Source organism: Achromobacter spanius (genome assembly GCF_003994415.1).
Lineage (GTDB): Bacteria > Pseudomonadota > Gammaproteobacteria > Burkholderiales > Burkholderiaceae_B > Achromobacter > Achromobacter spanius_C.
Window position 1 is genome coordinate 6,670,833 of record NZ_CP034689.1, and the last position, 16,991, is coordinate 6,687,823.

Below are 16,991 nucleotides of genomic sequence, written 5' to 3' on the forward strand. Positions count from 1 at the left end.
TTTTTTCGGACTTCTAGTTGTCAACACGGTTCTCCAGGCAGTAGCCCATACCGCGCATGGTCACGATCTGCACACCGGTATCCGCCAATTTTTTGCGCAGACGGTGCACCAGAACCTCGATGGCTTCCAGGTTGATGTCGGCATCGTCCGACACGATGCGATCAAGAATCTGCTGCTTGTTGATCGGTTCGCCGCTTTTCTGGATCAACACCCGCAGTACCGCGTGTTCACGTGGGGATAACTGCAAAGTCTGTCCAGAGACCGTGAATTTTTGAGCTGACGTCTCGAAAACCAGGTTACCCAGTGCCAAACGCGGATGTTCGCGACCTCGGCTGCGCCGAATCAGTGCGATCAAACGCGCTTCCAACTCTTCCACAACAAACGGTTTCGGCAGGAAATCGTCTGCACCGAGGTGCAGTGTGCCGATTTTTTCGGCCAATGAATCGCGCGCGGTCAAGACCAACACCGGCGTACGGTCGTCTCGCGCGCGAATTTTTGCCAGCAAAGCATGGCCATCCATGCCGGGAAGTCCCAGATCCAGGATGACCGCGTCGAATTCTTAGATTGCCAACCTTCTTTCGGCGACCAATCCGTCGTCAGCCCACTCAACGACAAAGCCAGCATGCCTGGCCAGGCTTCGGGAAAGCCAACGGGCAAGTTCGGCTTCGTCTTCTATCAGGAGGATGCGCATGGACGGAGTCCGGGGGGGAGTGGCTGGGCGAAATGGGAAAGCATGTTTGGCTTTTCCTTTATTTCTCTTTATATAAAGACTAATGATTAATAAGGCCTGTGGATAACTACCTTAACCTTGAAAACCTCATTCTTTTCATCAGTTTGCAGCCGTTTTTGCCTGTGCAAGAACTCTGTGTGGGAAAAAAGTTGAAGTTGGACAACATTTCGGACACCCCTCAAAACCCCAGCTTGTTCAACTTGCCTCCACACAATGTGCACAACCTGGCTACTTAGGAGTTATCCACAGGGTCGGCCATGGTAAATGGGGTGGAAAGCGGCACTTTTACCCCGAATAAGAGCCCTTTGCCTACCCGGTTTTTCGCCCTTGCAGAGGGCCAAAAACGCCTGCAGGCGCGTCTGCGGAAATGAGGATTCGAGGGGGTACAGCGCCCCGTTCTTGACGGTTGGCTGAACAAAAAGTGAGCAGTTTCAGCCGTAGAATCCCGCCATGGCTATCGAGATAAAAAACAGGAAATGGCGTTGGCTGAACGGTCTGCGAGACCGCTTTATTGCCGACAACTTGCCCGCCACCTTGTTCGCGGCGGCGTTGATGGGATTGTTCGGTGCACTGGCCACGGTGGTGTTTCGCGAGTTATTGGGATGGGCGCAGATGGTGCTGGGCGGCGAAGATGCGCCGCATGGCATGGTGTCGCTGGCCCGGGGCCTGGACCCTTGGCAACGGTTTTTGACTCCTGCCATTGGAGGCGCAATTGCCGGGGTCATCTTGCAGATGGCTGCCCGCTGGCTCCCCAAACGTGGCGCTGCCGACTATATGGAAGCCATTTCCATCGGCCGCGGTGTCATCGGTTTGCGCCAGACTCTGGCCCGCAGCCTGTCGTCCATTTTTTCCATCGGATCCGGCGCTTCCATCGGCCGTGAAGGCCCGATGGTGCAGTTGGCCGCCATGTTTTCGTCGCTGACCGGGCGATTTCTGCTGTTGCCGCCCCGCCATTTGCGGCTATTGGTCGCTTGTGGGGCGACCGCGGGCATCACGTCCGCCTACAACGCACCGATTGCGGGCGCGTTGTTCATCTCTGAAATTGTCTTCGGCGTGATTTCGTCCGCCACACTGGTGCCGCTGGTGGTGTCGTCGGTGGTGGCCAATATCGTCACGCGCCAAATCCTGCACTACGACGCGGTGTTCCATATGCCGCACTTTGAATTCGTGTCCGGCTGGGAGGTGATCAATTACCTGGGACTGGGCGTAGTCGCGGGCTTGGTGGCGCCCCAATTCCTTCGCCTGCTGGACAGCGCGCGTGCCACCTTCTCCCGCCTGCCCTTTCCGTTATGGATGCGAATGGCGCTGGGCGGATTGATCGTGGGGGCGCTATCGGTCATCAACCCCGAGGTATGGGGTAACGGCTACAGCGTGGTCAACAGCATGCTGCACACGCAATGGGCGTGGCAGGCAGTGGCGGCCATCTTGCTGATGAAGATCCTCGCTACCGCCGCCAGCGCGGGGTCGGGTGCCGTTGGTGGCGTCTTCACGCCAACGTTGTTCGTGGGGGCGGCGCTGGGAGCCTTGTACGGAACCGGCTTGCAAGCCCTGATTTCGGCTGGTGGCCTGTCGCCGGTTTCCAGTTATGCCGTCGTAGGCATGGGCGCATTGCTGGCCGCTACGACGCATGCGCCGCTGATGTCTATCTTGATGATTTTTGAGATGACCTTGAGCTATGAAGTCATGCTTCCGTTGATGCTGGCTTGCATCACCGGCTACGTGATTGCGCACCGAATACGGCCGGAATCGGTGTATGCGAAGTCGCTTGCAAACAACCGCCGCGCGCAAAAAATCGTGGCGAAAACATCGCCGGACAAAGGCGAGTAAATGCTCATATTTGTTGATCGCTACATTGAAGGCAAGCTCTTGCGCATGAATACGCGACGCAACCCAAGCTCTTCGGCGCGGTGCGTTTCAACATAGCCATAGCGAAGGTAAATTGCTATGTTCTCCGTCATTTTTTCCTGCGTATAAAGACGGATATTTGCTAGTCCCGCTTCGCGCGCGCAGGTTTCCGCGTAGTGCATGAGGACGCGGCCAACCCCTTTTCCTTGCGCTGCCGGAGACACCGCAATGTTGTCCAACAGCAGGCAATCGGGTTCGGGAATCAAGACCAGCACCGCCTGGATGACGTCGGCCTCTTCCAGCACGTGGACGACCCCTTCGGCGACACGCTTCGCGTAGTCGTCACGCATCGGACCCGGGACGGTTCCGATGCGCGCGATGTACGGGGTGTAGGCGTCGGCAACGATTCGTTCAATGACGGGGATGTCGTTTGGGGTGGCAAGCCGGATCGCGAAGGGCATGGGGGTACTCGCCAATAACGTTTAGCCGTAGAAAGGAAAACTACTTCCCAATACAGAAACTGGAAAAAATCTCGCCCAGAAGATCGTCGCTAGTGAACTTGCCGGTGATGCTCGACAGGCTGTCATGCGCCAGGCGCAGTTCTTCTGCAAACAGATCCAGCACCCGGTCGTCCTGACCCGCGTGTTCACCCGCCAATTCCAGATGCTCGGCCGCTTGCTGCAGGGCGTGCAAATGGCGTTCACGCGCCAGCCAGGGGGATTCGGCGCCGGGGTTCCAGCCTGCGATGTTCAGGAGTTCGGCGCGCAGCGCATCCAGGCCCGCGCCGCGCTTGGCGGAAATGCCCAATTCGCCAGCGCCCGCCACGAAGCCTGTGGATAACAGATCCACTTTGTTGAAAACTTTCAGCACCGGTGTACGCGGCGGCAGACGCGCGGTGATCTGTGCGTCCAGCTCGTCGCCGGGTTGGGTGGCGTCTTGCAGATGCAAAATAACATCAGCGCGCTCGATTTCCTGCCAGGTGCGGGCGATGCCGATGCTCTCGACCGTGTCGTCGGTTTCACGCAGGCCCGCCGTGTCGACAATGTGCAAGGGTACGCCGTCTATATGGATTTCCTGCACCACTTTGTCGCGCGTCGTGCCCGCAATCGGGGTGACGATGGCGATGTCGTCGCCCGCCAGCGCGTTCAGCAAGCTGGATTTGCCCACGTTCGGTTGGCCAGCCAGCACCACGTGCAAACCCTCACGCAAGATGACCCCCTGGCGGGCTTGCGCGATCAGCCTGGAGAGGTCCGCGGTCAGTGCATCCAGCGTCGGGCGAGCCTGGTACTTTTCAAGAAAATCGATTTCCTCTTCCGGAAAATCCAGCGTTGCCTCGACCAGCATGCGCAGGTGGATGATGCGGTCGGACAGCTCGTTCACGCGCGCCGAGAATTCGCCCGATAGCGAAGCCATGGCGCCGCGCGCAGCGGCTACGGACGACGCATCGATCAGGTCCGCAACGGCCTCGGCTTGCGCCAGATCCATGCGGTCGTTGAGAAAGGCGCGGCGGGTGAATTCGCCCGGTTCGGCCAGGCGCACACCAAGGTCGCGGCCGGCGGCCAGGCAGCTTTCCAGAACACGGCGCAACACGGCTGGGCCGCCGTGGCCTTGCAGTTCCAGCACGTCTTCACCGGTATAGGAATGCGGGGCGCGAAAGTAGATTGCGATGCCTTCATCCAGCAGTTCGCCGTCCACGGATTTGAATGGCAGATAGTGCGCGTGGCGCGGCGTGAGTTCGCGCTGGAACAGGCGGCGCACCAACTCGGACAGGTCCGCACCAGAAACGCGCACGACGCCGATGCCGCCTCTTCCGGGGGCGGTGGCAATGGCGGCAATGGGGGCGTAAGCGGACATATCTGAAGGGGACGGAAGCGAGAACAATAGGGGAATATAACTGTTGCGCAGCCCCTTGTTTGCTGGTTAATGTGGCCCCGAGGTTCAAAACCCGAATCAACTCAGGGAGATCACGATGGCATCTCGGTTTTCGCGTGTCTTGGCCTGCGGCTCCGCCGCGGTGATGCTGGCCTTTGGCACATTCAGTTCCGCAATGGCTCGCGATCTGGTGATCGCCCTGAAGACCGAGCCCTCGTCGATGGATCCGCAATATCACGCGCTGACGCCGAACACGCAGATCTCCCAAACCATTTTCGATACGCTGGTGGCTACCGACGCCCAGTTGAAGCCGAAGGCCGCACTGGCGGAATCCTGGACGGTGGACGGCAAGGTCTGGACCTTCAAGCTACGCCCCAACGTGAAGTTCTCGGATGGCACGCCGTTCACCGCCGAAGACGTGGTGTTCACGTATGACCGCGTGCCCAAGGTACCCAACAGCCCGTCTCCCTTCACGCTGTACCTGGGTTCGGTCGAGAAGACTGAAGCGGTCGACCCGATGACCGTGCGCATCACCACCAAGCAGGCCGCCCCGAATCTGCTCGTGAACCTGGCGCAATTGCCCATCTTGTCGAAAAAGGCCGCATCCGGTCCGGCGCCGGAAGGCAAGACGACAACCGAATTGAACAGCGGCGATGGCTTGATTGGCACGGGTCCGTACAAGTTCGTGTCGTGGAAGCGCGGCGCCGAGTTCGTGTTGGCGCGCAATGAAAACTACTGGGGCAAAAAGCCTGAGTGGGACCGTGTGGTGTACCGCCCGATCAGCAACGCCGCCGCACGCGTGGCCGCATTGCTGGCCGGTGATGTCGACATGATCGAAGATCCCCCCACCGACGACCTGCCCAAGCTGAAGAGCGACAAAAAGCTCTTCGTGGAAGAAACGCCGTCCGTGCGTGTTGTGTATGTAGCGCTGGATCAGTACGCCGAGCCGTCGCCCGGCATCAAGGGCACCGACAAGAACCCGATGAAGGACAAGCGCGTGCGCGAAGCCTTGTCGCTCGCCATCAATCGCCAAGCGCTGGTTGAGCGGGTGATGGGCGGCGTGGCCCTGCCCGCCGGCAACATGCTGCCCTACCCCATGTTCGGCTCCAGCAAGGAACATTCCAAAGCGCCCAAGGCCGATGTGGAAAAGGCGAAGGCCTTGCTGAAGGAAGCTGGCTATCCCGACGGTTTCTCGATCACGCTGGGTTCGCCGTCGGGCCGCTACGTGAATGATTCAAAGGTGGCGCAAGCGATCGCATCGATGTGGACGCGCATCGGCGTGAAGACCAGTGTGGACGCGATGGCGCCCCCGGTGTTCTTCAAGAACCGTGACAGCTATGCGTTCTCGGCGTATCTGGCGGGCTGGTCGGTGACCAGCGGCGAAATGTCCAACGCGTTGACTTCACTGCTGGTGACGCGCAATCCGGAAGCCGGCCTGGGCACCACCAATCGCAGCCGCTATTCCAACCCGAAGATGGACGAACTGGTGAAGGAAGCATCGTCCACCATGGACGAGGCCAAGCGCGCCGAGTTGCTGTCCAAGGCCAGCAACATGGCAATGGACGACTACGCCATGCTGCCGATTCACTTCGAATTGTCGGTCTGGGCGATGAAGAACGACATCCGCTACCAGGGCCGCCCTGACCAGGTCACGCTTGCGCAGTTTGCAACCTTGAAGAAGTAACGCGCAACGCGGGCGGTTTCCAGTGCTGGCAACAATCGTAAGAAGGCTGCTGCAAACCATCGTCGTCATGCTTGTCATGTCGGCGTTGGTTTTTGCAGGCATATACATGGTGGGCGATCCGGTTTCGATGCTGGCCAGCCCGGAAGCCACCGAGGCGCAGCGTGCCGCCATCAGCGCGTCGTTGGGTTTGGACCTGCCGCTGTGGCGGCAGTACCTGATCTTCATGAGCCAGGCAGTGCAAGGCGATTTCGGCAACAGCTTCCTGACGGGCGAGCCGGCCATGCACCTGATCCTGGAGCGCATGCCGGCCACCGTCGAACTGGCCTGTGTGGCCATGCTGATGTCGGTACTGATCGGCGTGCCGCTGGGCATCCTGGCGGGCTTGAAGCCGCAGGCGCCGGGTTCACGCGCCATCATGACCGGCTCCGTGCTGGGTTTCTCATTACCCAACTTCTGGGTCGGCCTGATGCTGATCATGGTGTTCGCCGTGATGCTGGGCTGGGTGCCGGCGGGGGGGCGCGGCAAGACGGTCAGCATTGGTTCGCTTGAGCTGAGCGTGCTGACGCTTAGCGGCTGGATGAGCCTGGCCTTGCCCGCCGCCACGATCGCCATCGCCAAGTGCGCGATGATCATTCGCGTGACGCGCGCGGCCACGCGCGAAGCACTGCCCATGGACTACATCAAGTTCGCGCGCGCCAAGGGCTTGTCGGAAAAGCGGGTGCTGGGCGTGCATCTGTTGAAGAACATCCTGATTCCGGTCGTGACGGTGGCGGGTCTTGAATTCGGCCAGGTGATGGCGTTCGCCGTCGTCACCGAAACTGTGTTTTCGTGGCCGGGCATGGGCAAGCTGCTGATCGATTCCATCATCAATCTGGATCGTCCGGTGGTGGTGGCCTATCTGCTTTTGATCGTGTTCTTCCTGGTCATGTTGAATCTGGTGGTGGACATCATCTACACGGTGCTGGACCCCCGCGTACGTCTGGATAGCCGCCGATGAACACCAACGTCAATGTCCCCGCCTCCGCCGCGCCGGCCGCCGCGCGCAAGGAAGAAACGCCTTGGCGCCGCTTCGTGAAGGATTTCTTCGCCAGCAAGCTGGCCACCCTGGGCCTGGTGATGCTGGTGGTGATTGTGGGCGCCGCCGTGTTGGCGCCGTGGATCGCGCCGCAAAATCCTTACGACCTGGCGGTGCTGGACATCATGGATTCCAAGCTGAAGCCAGGCAGCGAAAGCAGCGATGGCTCCATGCACCACTGGCTGGGTACCGACGGGCAGGCGCGCGACCTGTTGTCGGCCATTCTCTATGGCATGCGCACCAGTTTGATGGTGGCTACCGTGTCGGTGCTGGCGGCCTTTGGCATCGGCGCCACCGTTGGCCTGATCGCGGCTTATTTTGGCGGCCGGATCGACGCGCTGCTGATGCGGATTGTGGATATCCAGTTGTCGTTTCCCGCCATCCTCGTTGCGCTTATGCTCTTGGCGATTTTGGGCAAGGGTGTGGATAAGGTGATCATCGCGCTGATTGTCGTGCAGTGGGCGTATTTCGCGCGGGCCGCGCGCGGCGCCGCGCTGGTGGAGCGTGGCAAGGAATATGTGGAGGCCGCGCGCTGTATGTCCTTGTCCTGGGGGCGTGTGCTGTTTCGTCATGTGCTGCCCAACTGTATGCCGCCGCTTATCGTGATCGCCACCATTGACCTGGCGCACGCCATCGCCTTGGAAGCCACGCTGTCGTTCCTGGGCGTGGGGGTACCGGTGACCGAGCCGTCGTTAGGCATGCTGATCTACAACGGCTTTGAATACCTGTTGTCGGGCCAGTACTGGATATCGTTCTTTCCCGGCATTGCGCTGGCGCTGGCCATCATCGCCATCAACCTGGTGGGCGACCACCTGCGCGATGTGCTCAACCCGCGTCACGCGAATTAGGGGCGGACGCGATGCAGACAAACGCTGTGGAAACGCCCTTGGCCGCACCCCCGACGGTTCTTGAAGTGCAAGGATTGAAGACGCACTTCTTCACGCGCAATGGCGTGGTGAAGGCGGTGGATGGTGTGGACCTGACCTTGGCCGAAGGCGAAATCCTGGGCCTGGTGGGCGAATCAGGATCAGGCAAGAGCATCACCGGTTTTTCGCTGATGGGTTTGCTGGACGAGCCGGGCCGCATCGTTGAAGGGCACCTGCGGCTGAACGGTGAAGACCTGCGCGGGGCAACGCCGAACCGCTGGCGCCAATTGCGGGGCCAGGAGATCGCGATGATCTTCCAGGACCCGATGATGACGCTGAACCCCGTGCTGCGCGTGGATACGCAAATGATCGAGGCGGTGCAAGCGCACCACAAGGTGTCGCGCGAACAAGCGCGGCAACGCGCCTTGCAGACGCTGACGATGGTGGGCATTCCGTCGCCACAGGAGCGCCTGCGCGCATATCCACACCAACTGTCTGGCGGCATGCGCCAGCGCGTGGCCATTGCCATCGCACTCTTGAATTCACCGCGCCTGATCATCGCCGACGAGCCCACCACCGCGCTGGATGTCACGATTCAAGGGCAGATTCTTTTTGAAGTGCAGAAGCTGTGCCGCGAAACCGGTACTGGCTTGATATGGATCACGCACGATCTGGCGGTGGTGGCTGGCCTGGCCGACCGCGTGTCGGTGATGTATGCGGGCCGCGTAGTTGAAACGGGCAGCACGTATGACGTCATCACGCATCCCATGCATCCGTACACGCATGGGCTGATTGCATCGATCCCCACACCGGAATCGCGCGGCAGGCCGTTGGTGCCGATTCCCGGCATGACACCGTCGCTGTTGAATCTGCCGCAAGGCTGTGCGTTTCGCGGGCGCTGTCCCCGCGCCACCGACGCCTGTCTGATCGAACCGCAGCCTGTGGAAGTTCGCCCGGCGCAATGGGTGCGCTGCTGGCACGCCGGAGACCCAGACCCCAAATGAGCGCAGCAGAACGCGACGCCGCCGCCCCCATCTTGTCCCTGCGCGACGTGGAACTGCGCTTCGTGCAGCCCGTGGACCTGGCCGGGCGCATTGCCAATTTGCTGGGGGCGGGCTTGAAGACACAGGTGGTGCACGCCGTGGCCGGCGTGGACCTGGATGTGCAGCCTGGCGAAGTCATTGGCATCGTGGGTGAATCAGGCTGTGGAAAATCCACGCTGGGCCGCGTCGTATCCGGCATTCTGCCGCCCTCGTCGGGCGATGTGCACTACCAGGGCAAGGCCGTGCGGACGATGGCGGGGCCGGAGCGGCGCGCCTACGAGCTAGGCGTGCAGATGATTTTCCAAGACCCCTACGCCTCGCTCAACCCGCGCATGCGGGTGCGCGAAATCATCGGCGAGGCACCCGTGGCGCACGGCCTGATCCGCGCCCGCGACAAGGCGGAATACGTGGCCGGGCTGATGCGCCAAGTGGGCCTGGACCCGTCTTTCACGCAGCGCTACCCGCATCAGTTTTCAGGCGGGCAGCGGCAGCGCATCGGCATCGCGCGGGCGTTGGCGCTCAAGCCCTCCGTGATCGTCTGCGATGAAGCCGTGGCCGCTTTGGATGTGTCGATTCAGGCGCAGGTGCTGAACCTGTTTGAACAATTGCGCGATGACCTGGACCTGACGTATCTGTTCATCAGCCACAACCTGAGCGTGGTCAGCCATATCTCGGACCGCGTGGCGATCATGTATCTGGGGCGCGTGGTGGAGCTTGCGCCGACCGACACGGTTTTTCAGCGCGCCAACCATCCGTACACACAAGCACTGTTGAAAGAGCTGCCGACCTTGACGCCCGGTCGGCGCACGTATCAGCCGATCAAGGGCGAACTGCCGTCTCCGCTGGACCCGCCCAGTGGCTGCGCATTCCACCCACGTTGTCCCCACGCCATGGCGCGCTGCAAGGAGGAACGGCCCTTGCTGCGGGAAATCGCGCCAGGCCAGCTCAGCGCCTGCCACCTGAACGACACACCCTGACTGGACGTTGGATGGGTAAAGAACGACATGCCCTTGACTGGACGTTGGATGGGTAAAGAATGACACGCCCTGACTAGACGTAGGATGGGTGAAGCGCGAGAATCCCTGGACAAGAAAGCTGACACCAAGCGCGCGCAACCCATCAAGCAGAGCCGGAAACATGGCAGGAATAAAGAAGAACCTGACCGCTACTAAAGAAGCTTGTTTTGCGCATGCGCTTGTGAAAATTGAACCGTCGCTTGATGGGTTACGCGCGTTTGGCACTCGCTTTTTTCTGACGTGCTGATCGCGCTTCACCCATCCTACGTCGCCTTGTGAATTCACCTAATTTGACTCTGACCCCATGAAAACCATTGCCGAAATCGAACGCGCGCACCCGGAACTGACCGCCTTGCGCCGCGATATCCACGCGCACCCGGAACTGGCCTTCCAGGAAACGCGCACGTCCAACCTGGTGGCGCAACGCTTGCGCGAGTGGGGCCTGGAAGTGCATACGGGCCTCGGGAAAACCGGCGTGGTGGGGGTATTGCGCGCCGGCAGCGGCAAGAAGATGATCGGCCTGCGCGCTGACATGGATGCGCTGCCCATGCCCGAGCACAACCGTTTTGCACACAAGTCCACCATCAGCGGCCGCATGCACGGCTGTGGCCATGACGGCCATACCGCCATGCTGCTGGGCGCCGCGCAATACCTATCCACGCATCGCAATTTCGACGGTACGGTGGTGTTCATCTTCCAGCCGGCCGAAGAAGGCGGCAACGCCGGCGCGCGCGCCATGATGCAGGACGGCCTGTTCGACAAATTCCCCTGCGATGCGGTGTTCGGCATCCACAACATGCCCGGCATGCCGGTCAACCAGTTCGGCTTTCGCGCGGGCCCGACGATGGCTTCCAGCAACCGCTGGGACATCGTCATCAAGGGCGTGGGCGGGCACGCGGCGCAGCCTCATGCCTCGGTCGACCCCATCATTGTGGCCGCCGATATGGTGCACGCTTTGCAGACCGTGATTTCGCGCAGCAAGAATCCGCTGGACCAGGCCGTGCTGTCGATCACGCAGATCCATGCGGGTGATGCCTACAACGTGATTCCCGGCGAGGCCGTGCTGCGCGGCACGGTGCGCACGTATTCGGTGGAAACCCTGGACAAGATCGAAGCCGACATGCGCCGTATCGCCACCACCTTGCCGCAGGTGTATGGCGGCACGGGCGAACTCGATTTCGTGCGGGCTTATCCGCCGCTGGTGAACTGGGAAAAGGAAACGGCCTTTGCGGCGAAGGTGGCCGAAGAGGCGTTCGGCGCTGAAAGCGTGCTGCGCGACATGCCGCCCTTCATGGGCGCTGAAGATTTTTCCTTCTTCCTGGAAGCCATTCCGGGTGCATATCTGTTCCTGGGCAACGGTGATGGCGACCACCGCATGGAAAGCTATCACGGCATGGGTCCGTGCCAGTTGCATAACCCGAACTACGATTTCAATGATGCGCTGTTGCCGGTGGGCGCCACGTACTGGGTGAAGCTTACCGAGGCCTTCTTGCCGGCCGCCTGAATGCCCGACAACTACCGATAGGCTATTTGCTTATTGGCGTTGTTGATAAAGCCGCGGGGTGTACTCCCGCGGCTTTTTCTATATGACGTGAAGCTTTGATCAAACGCCCATAACTTCGTTTGAGATAGCAGGCGCGGTTCCCATAATGGGTCGTTCCACAGCAAGCGGAAATCCCGCGGATAAGCACTTATCCACAAGGAACACCATGCGTATGTCATCCGAACTTCAGGACCGCCTGGTCCAAACTGTCACCGCCACCGGCTTGGCGCTGGTGTTGGCTCTGTTGGCGCTGGCCTCGCCCACCCCCGCATTGGCCGAAGGTGTGGATACCTTGTCTGCGTGCGTGGCCGCGTCGGCGAGTCTGCGCTAAACGCTTTGCCTGGCGCTGGCCAAGTCCTGCATTCGTGGCCAGCCCTGTGGATAACGTTGAAAACAGGCCACTGCCACGAGCTGTGGATAAAGCGAAATTCGATTCCTAGAGAGCAAATCACCTACGAAAGCATGCACGGCACCCCTACATAAACACCGGTGCGTCTAGCCCGCAATGATGAAAATAGGGCGGTTCCTGTGCGGAACCGCCCTTTTTCTATTCAGGCTGCTGGCACCCTCAGAGCGTCAGCCCCAGCGCCTTGGCCACGCCGGCCGCATAAGCCGGATCGGCCTTCTTGAAGTGTTCCAACTGACGGCGCTGGATCTCTTCCGGCACGCCCGCCATATGGCGGCCGATATTGCCGAACAGCAGTTCCTGTTTTTCCGGCGTCATCAAGCGGAACAAGTTGCCGGGCTGTGAATAATAGTCATCATCCACGCGGTGGTTCCAGCGCGCGGCAGCCTGGCCGTCCAGCGCCAGCGGCGGTTCGCCGGCGGACGGGGTTTCCTTCCACTCGCCCGCGCTATTGGGCTCGTAGTTCAGCGTACCGCCCACGTTGCCATCGACACGGCTCGCGCCATCGCGGTGATAGCTGTGGAACGGGCAGCGCGGCGCATTCACGGGGATCTGGTGATGATTGATCCCCAGGCGGTACCGGTGCGTGTCGCCATACGAGAACAAGCGCCCTTGCAGCATCTTGTCCGGCGAAAAGTCGATGCCCGGGACGATGTTTGCCGGGGTGAAAGCGGCCTGCTCGACTTCGGCGAAGTAGTTCTCGGGGTTCTTGTTCAGCTCCAGCACGCCCACTTCAATCAGCGGATAGTCACCATGCGGCCAGACCTTGGTCAGGTCGAACGGGTTGATGTGGTAGGTAGCGGCTTCGGCTTCGGGCATGATCTGCACCTTCAGCGTCCACTTCGGGAAGTTCTTCTGCTCGATGTTCTCGAACAGATCACGCTGCGAGCTTTCGCGGTCGTGCGCAACCACCTGGGCGGCTTCCTCGTCGCTCATACAGACCACGCCCTGTTGCGACTTGAAGTGGAACTTCACGTAGAAGCGTTCGCCGTCCTTGTTGACGAAGCTGAACGTGTGCGAGCCAAAACCGTGCTGCTGACGCAGGTTGGCGGGAATGCCGCGGTCGCTCATCAGGATGGTGACCTGATGCAGCGATTCGGGGCTGAGCGACCAGAAGTCCCAGGCGGCGGTGGCGCTGCGCAGGTTTGTCTTGGGATCGCGCTTTTGCGTGTGAATGAAGTCGGGGAATTTCAGCGGGTCGCGAATGAAGAACACCGGGGTGTTGTTGCCCACCAGGTCCCAGTTGCCTTCATCGGTGTAGAACTTGATGGCAAAGCCGCGTACGTCACGTTCGGCATCCGCCGCGCCGCGTTCGCCGGCTACGGTGGAAAAGCGCAGGAACAGCGGGGTTTGCTTGCCGACCTGCGAAAAGATGCTGGCGCGGGTGTAGCGCGTGATGTCGTGGGTAACGGTGAAGGTGCCGTAGGCGCCGGACCCCTTGGCATGGACGACGCGTTCGGGAATGCGTTCGCGGTCGAAGTGGGCCAGCTTTTCAATCAGCCAGAAGTCTTGCAACAGCGCCGGGCCGCGAGGGCCGGCCGTCAACGTGTTGTTGTTGTCCGGCACCGGCGCGCCCGAGGCGGTGGTCAGAGGCTTCTTGTCGGTCATAGCACACTCCGTACGTAATTCTGGAAGGCGCGCGACCGCTTGGGCCCCACGCTGTGTTGTGAATATTCCCGTGCGTATCCGCCAGGGAATATGTCCGACACATCATAGGGGTCAAGGTTGCGTTTGTGAAGTTGATTGCTATATATAAATCGATTGCCAAAAACTATCGATAATTTTTCATGTTTAACGCGTAGGAAGTGGACGGTGTGAACCTCGCGCGCATGAAAAAACCGGCCGCTAGGGGCCGGTTCTTGGAGGCTTGCAGTGCAGGCCTATCGGAATTAGCGGTTTGCCGCGGCTTCCGCCTTGCGCTGCATGGCGCGGGTAATGGACCACTGCTGTGCGATGGACAGGGTGTTGTTCACGCACCAGTACAGCACCAGGCCGGCCGGGAAGAAGAACATCATCCCACCGAACACCAGCGGCATGATCATCATGACCTTGGCCTGGATGGGGTCCGGCGGCGTCGGGTTCAGTTTGATCTGCAGGAACATGGTGGCCATCATGATGGCGGGCAGAATGAAGTACGGGTCGCGGATCGACAGGTCATGGACCCACAGAATCCACGGCGCGCCGCGCATTTCCACACTGGCCAGCAGCACCCAGTACAGCGAGATGAACACCGGAATCTGCACCACCATCGGCAAGCAGCCGCCCAGCGGGTTGATCTTTTCGGTGCGGTACATCTCCATCATGGCGGCGTTGAGCTTTTGCTTGTCGTCGCCGTACTTTTCCTTCAACGCCTGCAGACGCGGGGCCACTTGCTTCATGCGGGCCATCGAGCGGTAGCTCGCGGCGGCCAGCGGGTAGAAGATGGCCTTGATCAGCACGGTCAGCGCAACAATCGTCCAGCCCCAGTTGCCCAGCAACGAATGCAGCCAGGTCATCAGCGTGAACAGCGGCTTGGCAATGATGGTCAAAAAGCCATAGTCCACGACCAGTTCGAGGCCGGGAGCGAGCGCCGCCATGGCCTTCTGGTCTTGCGGGCCGACCCACAGGTGCGAGTCAACGCGCGAGGCGGAACCCGGGGCGATTTCACCCACGGCTTCGATGCTGCGGGCGGCGTACAGGTTCTTCTGCACTTCCAGCAGTTCGTTCGTGCGCGGCTTGCCTTGCGGCGGCACCCAGGCGGTGGCGAAATAATGCTGCACCACGGCGATCCAGCCATTGTCCGCCTGCTTGACGTAGCTGGCCTTCTTCTTTTCGATGTCGCTGAACGTGCTCTTCTGGAATTTTTCCTGTTCAGAGTAGACGGCGAAACCGGTGAACGTGTGATAGAAGCTGGACGTGTCGGCGGGGTCATTGCCGTCGCGCTCCAGCTGCAGGTACAGCGCGGGCGACACGGGGGCTGAACCGACGTTGGTCAGGTCGTGGCGCACGTCAATGTCGTAGCGGCCCTTGTGCAGGGTGAACGTCTTGGTGACTTTCACGCCACCCGATTCGCCCTCGAACGACACGACCAGGCTGTCGCCGGTCATTTGGCGTTCGGTGGACGTGACGCGGAAAGGCGTCTGGTGCGTGGGGAAGCTCTGACCGTTGGGCGCGCCGACCACGCCGGACTGCACCACGTAGGTCAGGCCGGCCGAACGGTCCAGCAGCACGGTGGGTTGGTCGGCATGGCCAGTTGCCGGGTACTTCAGCAGCTCGGCGCGTACCAACTGGGCGCCCATGGTGTCGAAGGTCAGGCGCAGCACGTCGGTGGTGACAACGACTTCTTCCGAACGCGCCGTGGCGGGCGCGGTGGCGCCAGGAACCGCCGACGGCGCGGTTGCCGTGGTGGTGGGCGCGCTGGGCACCGAAGGCGTGGCGTTATTGGCGCCGGCCTGCGGTTCAGCCGTGCTGGCCGCGGGCGTCGGGCCCCCGAACAGGGACGGCTTGCCGTTATGGATTTGCCAGTTGTTCCATAGGAGCAACAGCGAGAAGGAGAAAATCATCCAGAGGACGGTTCGTCGGATATCCATGGTGCCTACTGAAGTGAATACGGGCCAGCAAAGCCCGCCAGTTTAGCGTCAATCGTGCTCGATGCGGTGGCTGTGGGAACAGCACGGGGGGCCATTGGTTCCCTTGGACGGCGGAACCGGATCCCAGCCGCCGGGCGACCACGGGTGGCAACGGCCAATACGCCGGACTGCCAACCAGAAGCCGCGCCAGACGCCGTGGCGTTCGATTGCTTCAATCGCGTACGCCGAGCAAGTGGGGGTGAAGCGGCACTGCCTGCCGATCCAGGGACTCAGGAAGAACCTGTAGAAGCGGATCGGAAGAATGAGCAGTGCTTTGAAAATCATCGCGCAATCCGGTCAAAGTGAGCGTCCACTTCGGCCCTGACCACGCGTTTAAGCGAGGTGAGCGTGGTGGGCGCGACTTTGCTATGCAAGCGCACGACGTAATCCTTGGCCGGCAGCGCCAGGCGCCGATGGCGGAACGCTTCGCGGATGACCCGCTTGATGGCGTTGCGCGTACTGGCGTGGGCGGCGAACCGCTTGGCGATGATGAGCCCCAGACGGGCACAGGCATCCTGGCCGGGGGGCAGATCATTGGGAGCCGACGTCACAATGAATAACGCCCCTCGAGCAAGACGCCGGCCTTTCAGGGCAGCGGCGAACTCGGAGGGGCGATGCAACCGCGCCTCCGGGGGAAGCGTGGAGCGCGGCATGGACTGCGGGTCAGGCGTTTGCGCGGAACCAGAACGAGATTGCGAGAGGTCTTGCAATATGGCCGGTCCGTGCAAATAGTCAGGTTTCCGGGAAAACCGGAAAACCAGAACTTAGACAGCCAGACGCTTGCGGCCCTTGGCGCGGCGGGCGTTCAGGATGGCGCGGCCAGCGCGGGTTTTCATGCGCACGCGAAAGCCATGGGTGCGCTTGCGGCGGGTAACGGAAGGTTGGTAGGTACGTTTCATGGACGATCCACAAAAAGAACAAAAGTCAGAAGGGACCTGCCCGGAGGGTTCCAGGACGCAAAATCAGAAGCGGGTATCTAGTGAGCTTTTTTGCAACAGGTACAAAAACAACTCGTAGACGGGGCTCTGGACAAGGGATTTCTCCCCAGGCGACCTATTCAGCAAAGCTAAAAACCGGACAGTGCAGTAAGCGCCCAAACCTGTGAAAGGAGGGTACTTGCTACAACTCCGGCTAAGCTCTCTGTGAAACCTTCTGACAGACAGAATTCGGAAAAGCCCACCATTTCAGCAAGTTTTCCCTGTCTTGTCAAACAGTTAAGCCTGGGCAGTGTAGACGCTTATGTCCTGCCCTGTGGATAACCCCAGCCCAGGCAAGGTAGAATCGAGGTTTGAATAAGAGCGAC

Annotated in this window: 15 protein-coding genes and 1 pseudogene; 8 read left to right on the forward strand and 8 right to left on the reverse strand. The window is 60.7% G+C overall.

Annotated elements, in window-relative coordinates; all coding sequences use genetic code 11:
• Positions 1-13 precede the first annotated feature (13 nt).
• Positions 14-691: pseudogene (locus ELS24_RS30680) on the reverse strand (response regulator).
• A 489-nt stretch (positions 692-1,180) separates the two neighbouring features.
• Here ELS24_RS30680 and ELS24_RS30685 point away from each other — a divergent pair.
• Positions 1,181-2,557, forward strand: a complete 1,377-nt coding sequence (locus ELS24_RS30685) for a ClcB-like voltage-gated chloride channel protein (RefSeq protein WP_127186202.1) — start codon at positions 1,181-1,183, stop codon at positions 2,555-2,557.
• 20 nt (positions 2,558-2,577) lie between these two features.
• Here ELS24_RS30685 and ELS24_RS30690 read toward each other — a convergent pair whose 3' ends face one another.
• Together ELS24_RS30690 and mnmE are read right to left on the reverse strand one after the other, a co-directional pair.
• The gene (locus ELS24_RS30690; protein ID WP_127186203.1) at positions 2,578-3,036 is read right to left on the reverse strand and encodes a GNAT family N-acetyltransferase; all 459 of its coding nucleotides are present in this window, start codon (positions 3,034-3,036) and stop codon (positions 2,578-2,580) included.
• Between the two features lie 40 nt (positions 3,037-3,076).
• Entirely contained in the window at positions 3,077-4,429 is a 1,353-nt protein-coding gene (gene mnmE / locus ELS24_RS30695) for a tRNA uridine-5-carboxymethylaminomethyl(34) synthesis GTPase MnmE (protein ID WP_127186204.1), read from the reverse strand.
• A gap of 115 nt (positions 4,430-4,544) precedes the next feature.
• On the opposite strand from mnmE, the gene ELS24_RS30700 reads away from it, so the two are divergent.
• The 7 genes from ELS24_RS30700 to ELS24_RS30730 all read left to right on the forward strand — a co-directional run bounded on the left by ELS24_RS30700 (position 4,545) and on the right by ELS24_RS30730 (position 12,005).
• Positions 4,545-6,131, forward strand: a complete 1,587-nt coding sequence (locus tag ELS24_RS30700) for an ABC transporter substrate-binding protein (RefSeq protein ID WP_050447350.1) — start codon at positions 4,545-4,547, stop codon at positions 6,129-6,131.
• A 22-nt stretch (positions 6,132-6,153) separates the two neighbouring features.
• The gene (locus ELS24_RS30705) at positions 6,154-7,128 is read left to right on the forward strand and encodes an ABC transporter permease (RefSeq protein ID WP_050447351.1); all 975 of its coding nucleotides are present in this window, start codon (positions 6,154-6,156) and stop codon (positions 7,126-7,128) included.
• Positions 7,125-8,054 (forward strand): ABC transporter permease, encoded by a 930-nt coding sequence (locus tag ELS24_RS30710; protein ID WP_050447352.1) that lies wholly within the window; start codon positions 7,125-7,127, stop codon positions 8,052-8,054. Before ELS24_RS30705 ends, ELS24_RS30710 begins: the two co-directional genes overlap by 4 nt.
• Positions 8,055-8,065: 11 nt before the next feature.
• Entirely contained in the window at positions 8,066-9,076 is a 1,011-nt protein-coding gene (locus ELS24_RS30715) for an ABC transporter ATP-binding protein (RefSeq protein ID WP_127186205.1), read from the forward strand.
• Positions 9,073-10,092 (forward strand): ABC transporter ATP-binding protein, encoded by a 1,020-nt coding sequence (locus ELS24_RS30720; protein ID WP_127186206.1) that lies wholly within the window; start codon positions 9,073-9,075, stop codon positions 10,090-10,092. The genes ELS24_RS30715 and ELS24_RS30720 overlap by 4 nt, the downstream gene beginning before the upstream one ends.
• Positions 10,093-10,435: 343 nt before the next feature.
• Complete coding sequence (locus ELS24_RS30725) at positions 10,436-11,635, forward strand: M20 aminoacylase family protein (RefSeq protein ID WP_127186207.1); 1,200 nt, start codon at positions 10,436-10,438, stop codon at positions 11,633-11,635.
• 211 nt (positions 11,636-11,846) lie between these two features.
• Positions 11,847-12,005: a hypothetical protein gene (locus tag ELS24_RS30730; protein WP_230693692.1), complete on the forward strand. Its 159-nt coding sequence runs from the start codon at positions 11,847-11,849 to the stop codon at positions 12,003-12,005.
• Positions 12,006-12,242: 237 nt separating this feature from the next.
• Here the strand turns inward: ELS24_RS30730 and ELS24_RS30735 are convergent, their stop codons facing one another.
• The 5 genes from ELS24_RS30735 to rpmH all read right to left on the reverse strand — a co-directional run bounded on the left by ELS24_RS30735 (position 12,243) and on the right by rpmH (position 16,587).
• Positions 12,243-13,688 (reverse strand): catalase, encoded by a 1,446-nt coding sequence (locus ELS24_RS30735; protein ID WP_127186208.1) that lies wholly within the window; start codon positions 13,686-13,688, stop codon positions 12,243-12,245.
• A 281-nt stretch (positions 13,689-13,969) separates the two neighbouring features.
• Positions 13,970-15,649: a membrane protein insertase YidC gene (gene yidC / locus ELS24_RS30740; RefSeq protein ID WP_127186209.1), complete on the reverse strand. Its 1,680-nt coding sequence runs from the start codon at positions 15,647-15,649 to the stop codon at positions 13,970-13,972.
• A 48-nt stretch (positions 15,650-15,697) separates the two neighbouring features.
• Positions 15,698-15,970 (reverse strand): membrane protein insertion efficiency factor YidD, encoded by a 273-nt coding sequence (yidD, locus tag ELS24_RS30745; protein WP_127186507.1) that lies wholly within the window; start codon positions 15,968-15,970, stop codon positions 15,698-15,700.
• Entirely contained in the window at positions 15,970-16,341 is a 372-nt protein-coding gene (locus ELS24_RS30750; protein WP_127186210.1) for a ribonuclease P protein component, read from the reverse strand. Before ELS24_RS30750 ends, yidD begins: the two co-directional genes overlap by 1 nt.
• A 111-nt stretch (positions 16,342-16,452) precedes the next feature.
• A complete protein-coding gene (rpmH, locus tag ELS24_RS30755; protein ID WP_003816025.1) occupies positions 16,453-16,587 on the reverse strand; it encodes a 50S ribosomal protein L34 in 135 nt (44 codons plus the stop codon).
• Positions 16,588-16,991: the final 404 nt, after the last annotated feature.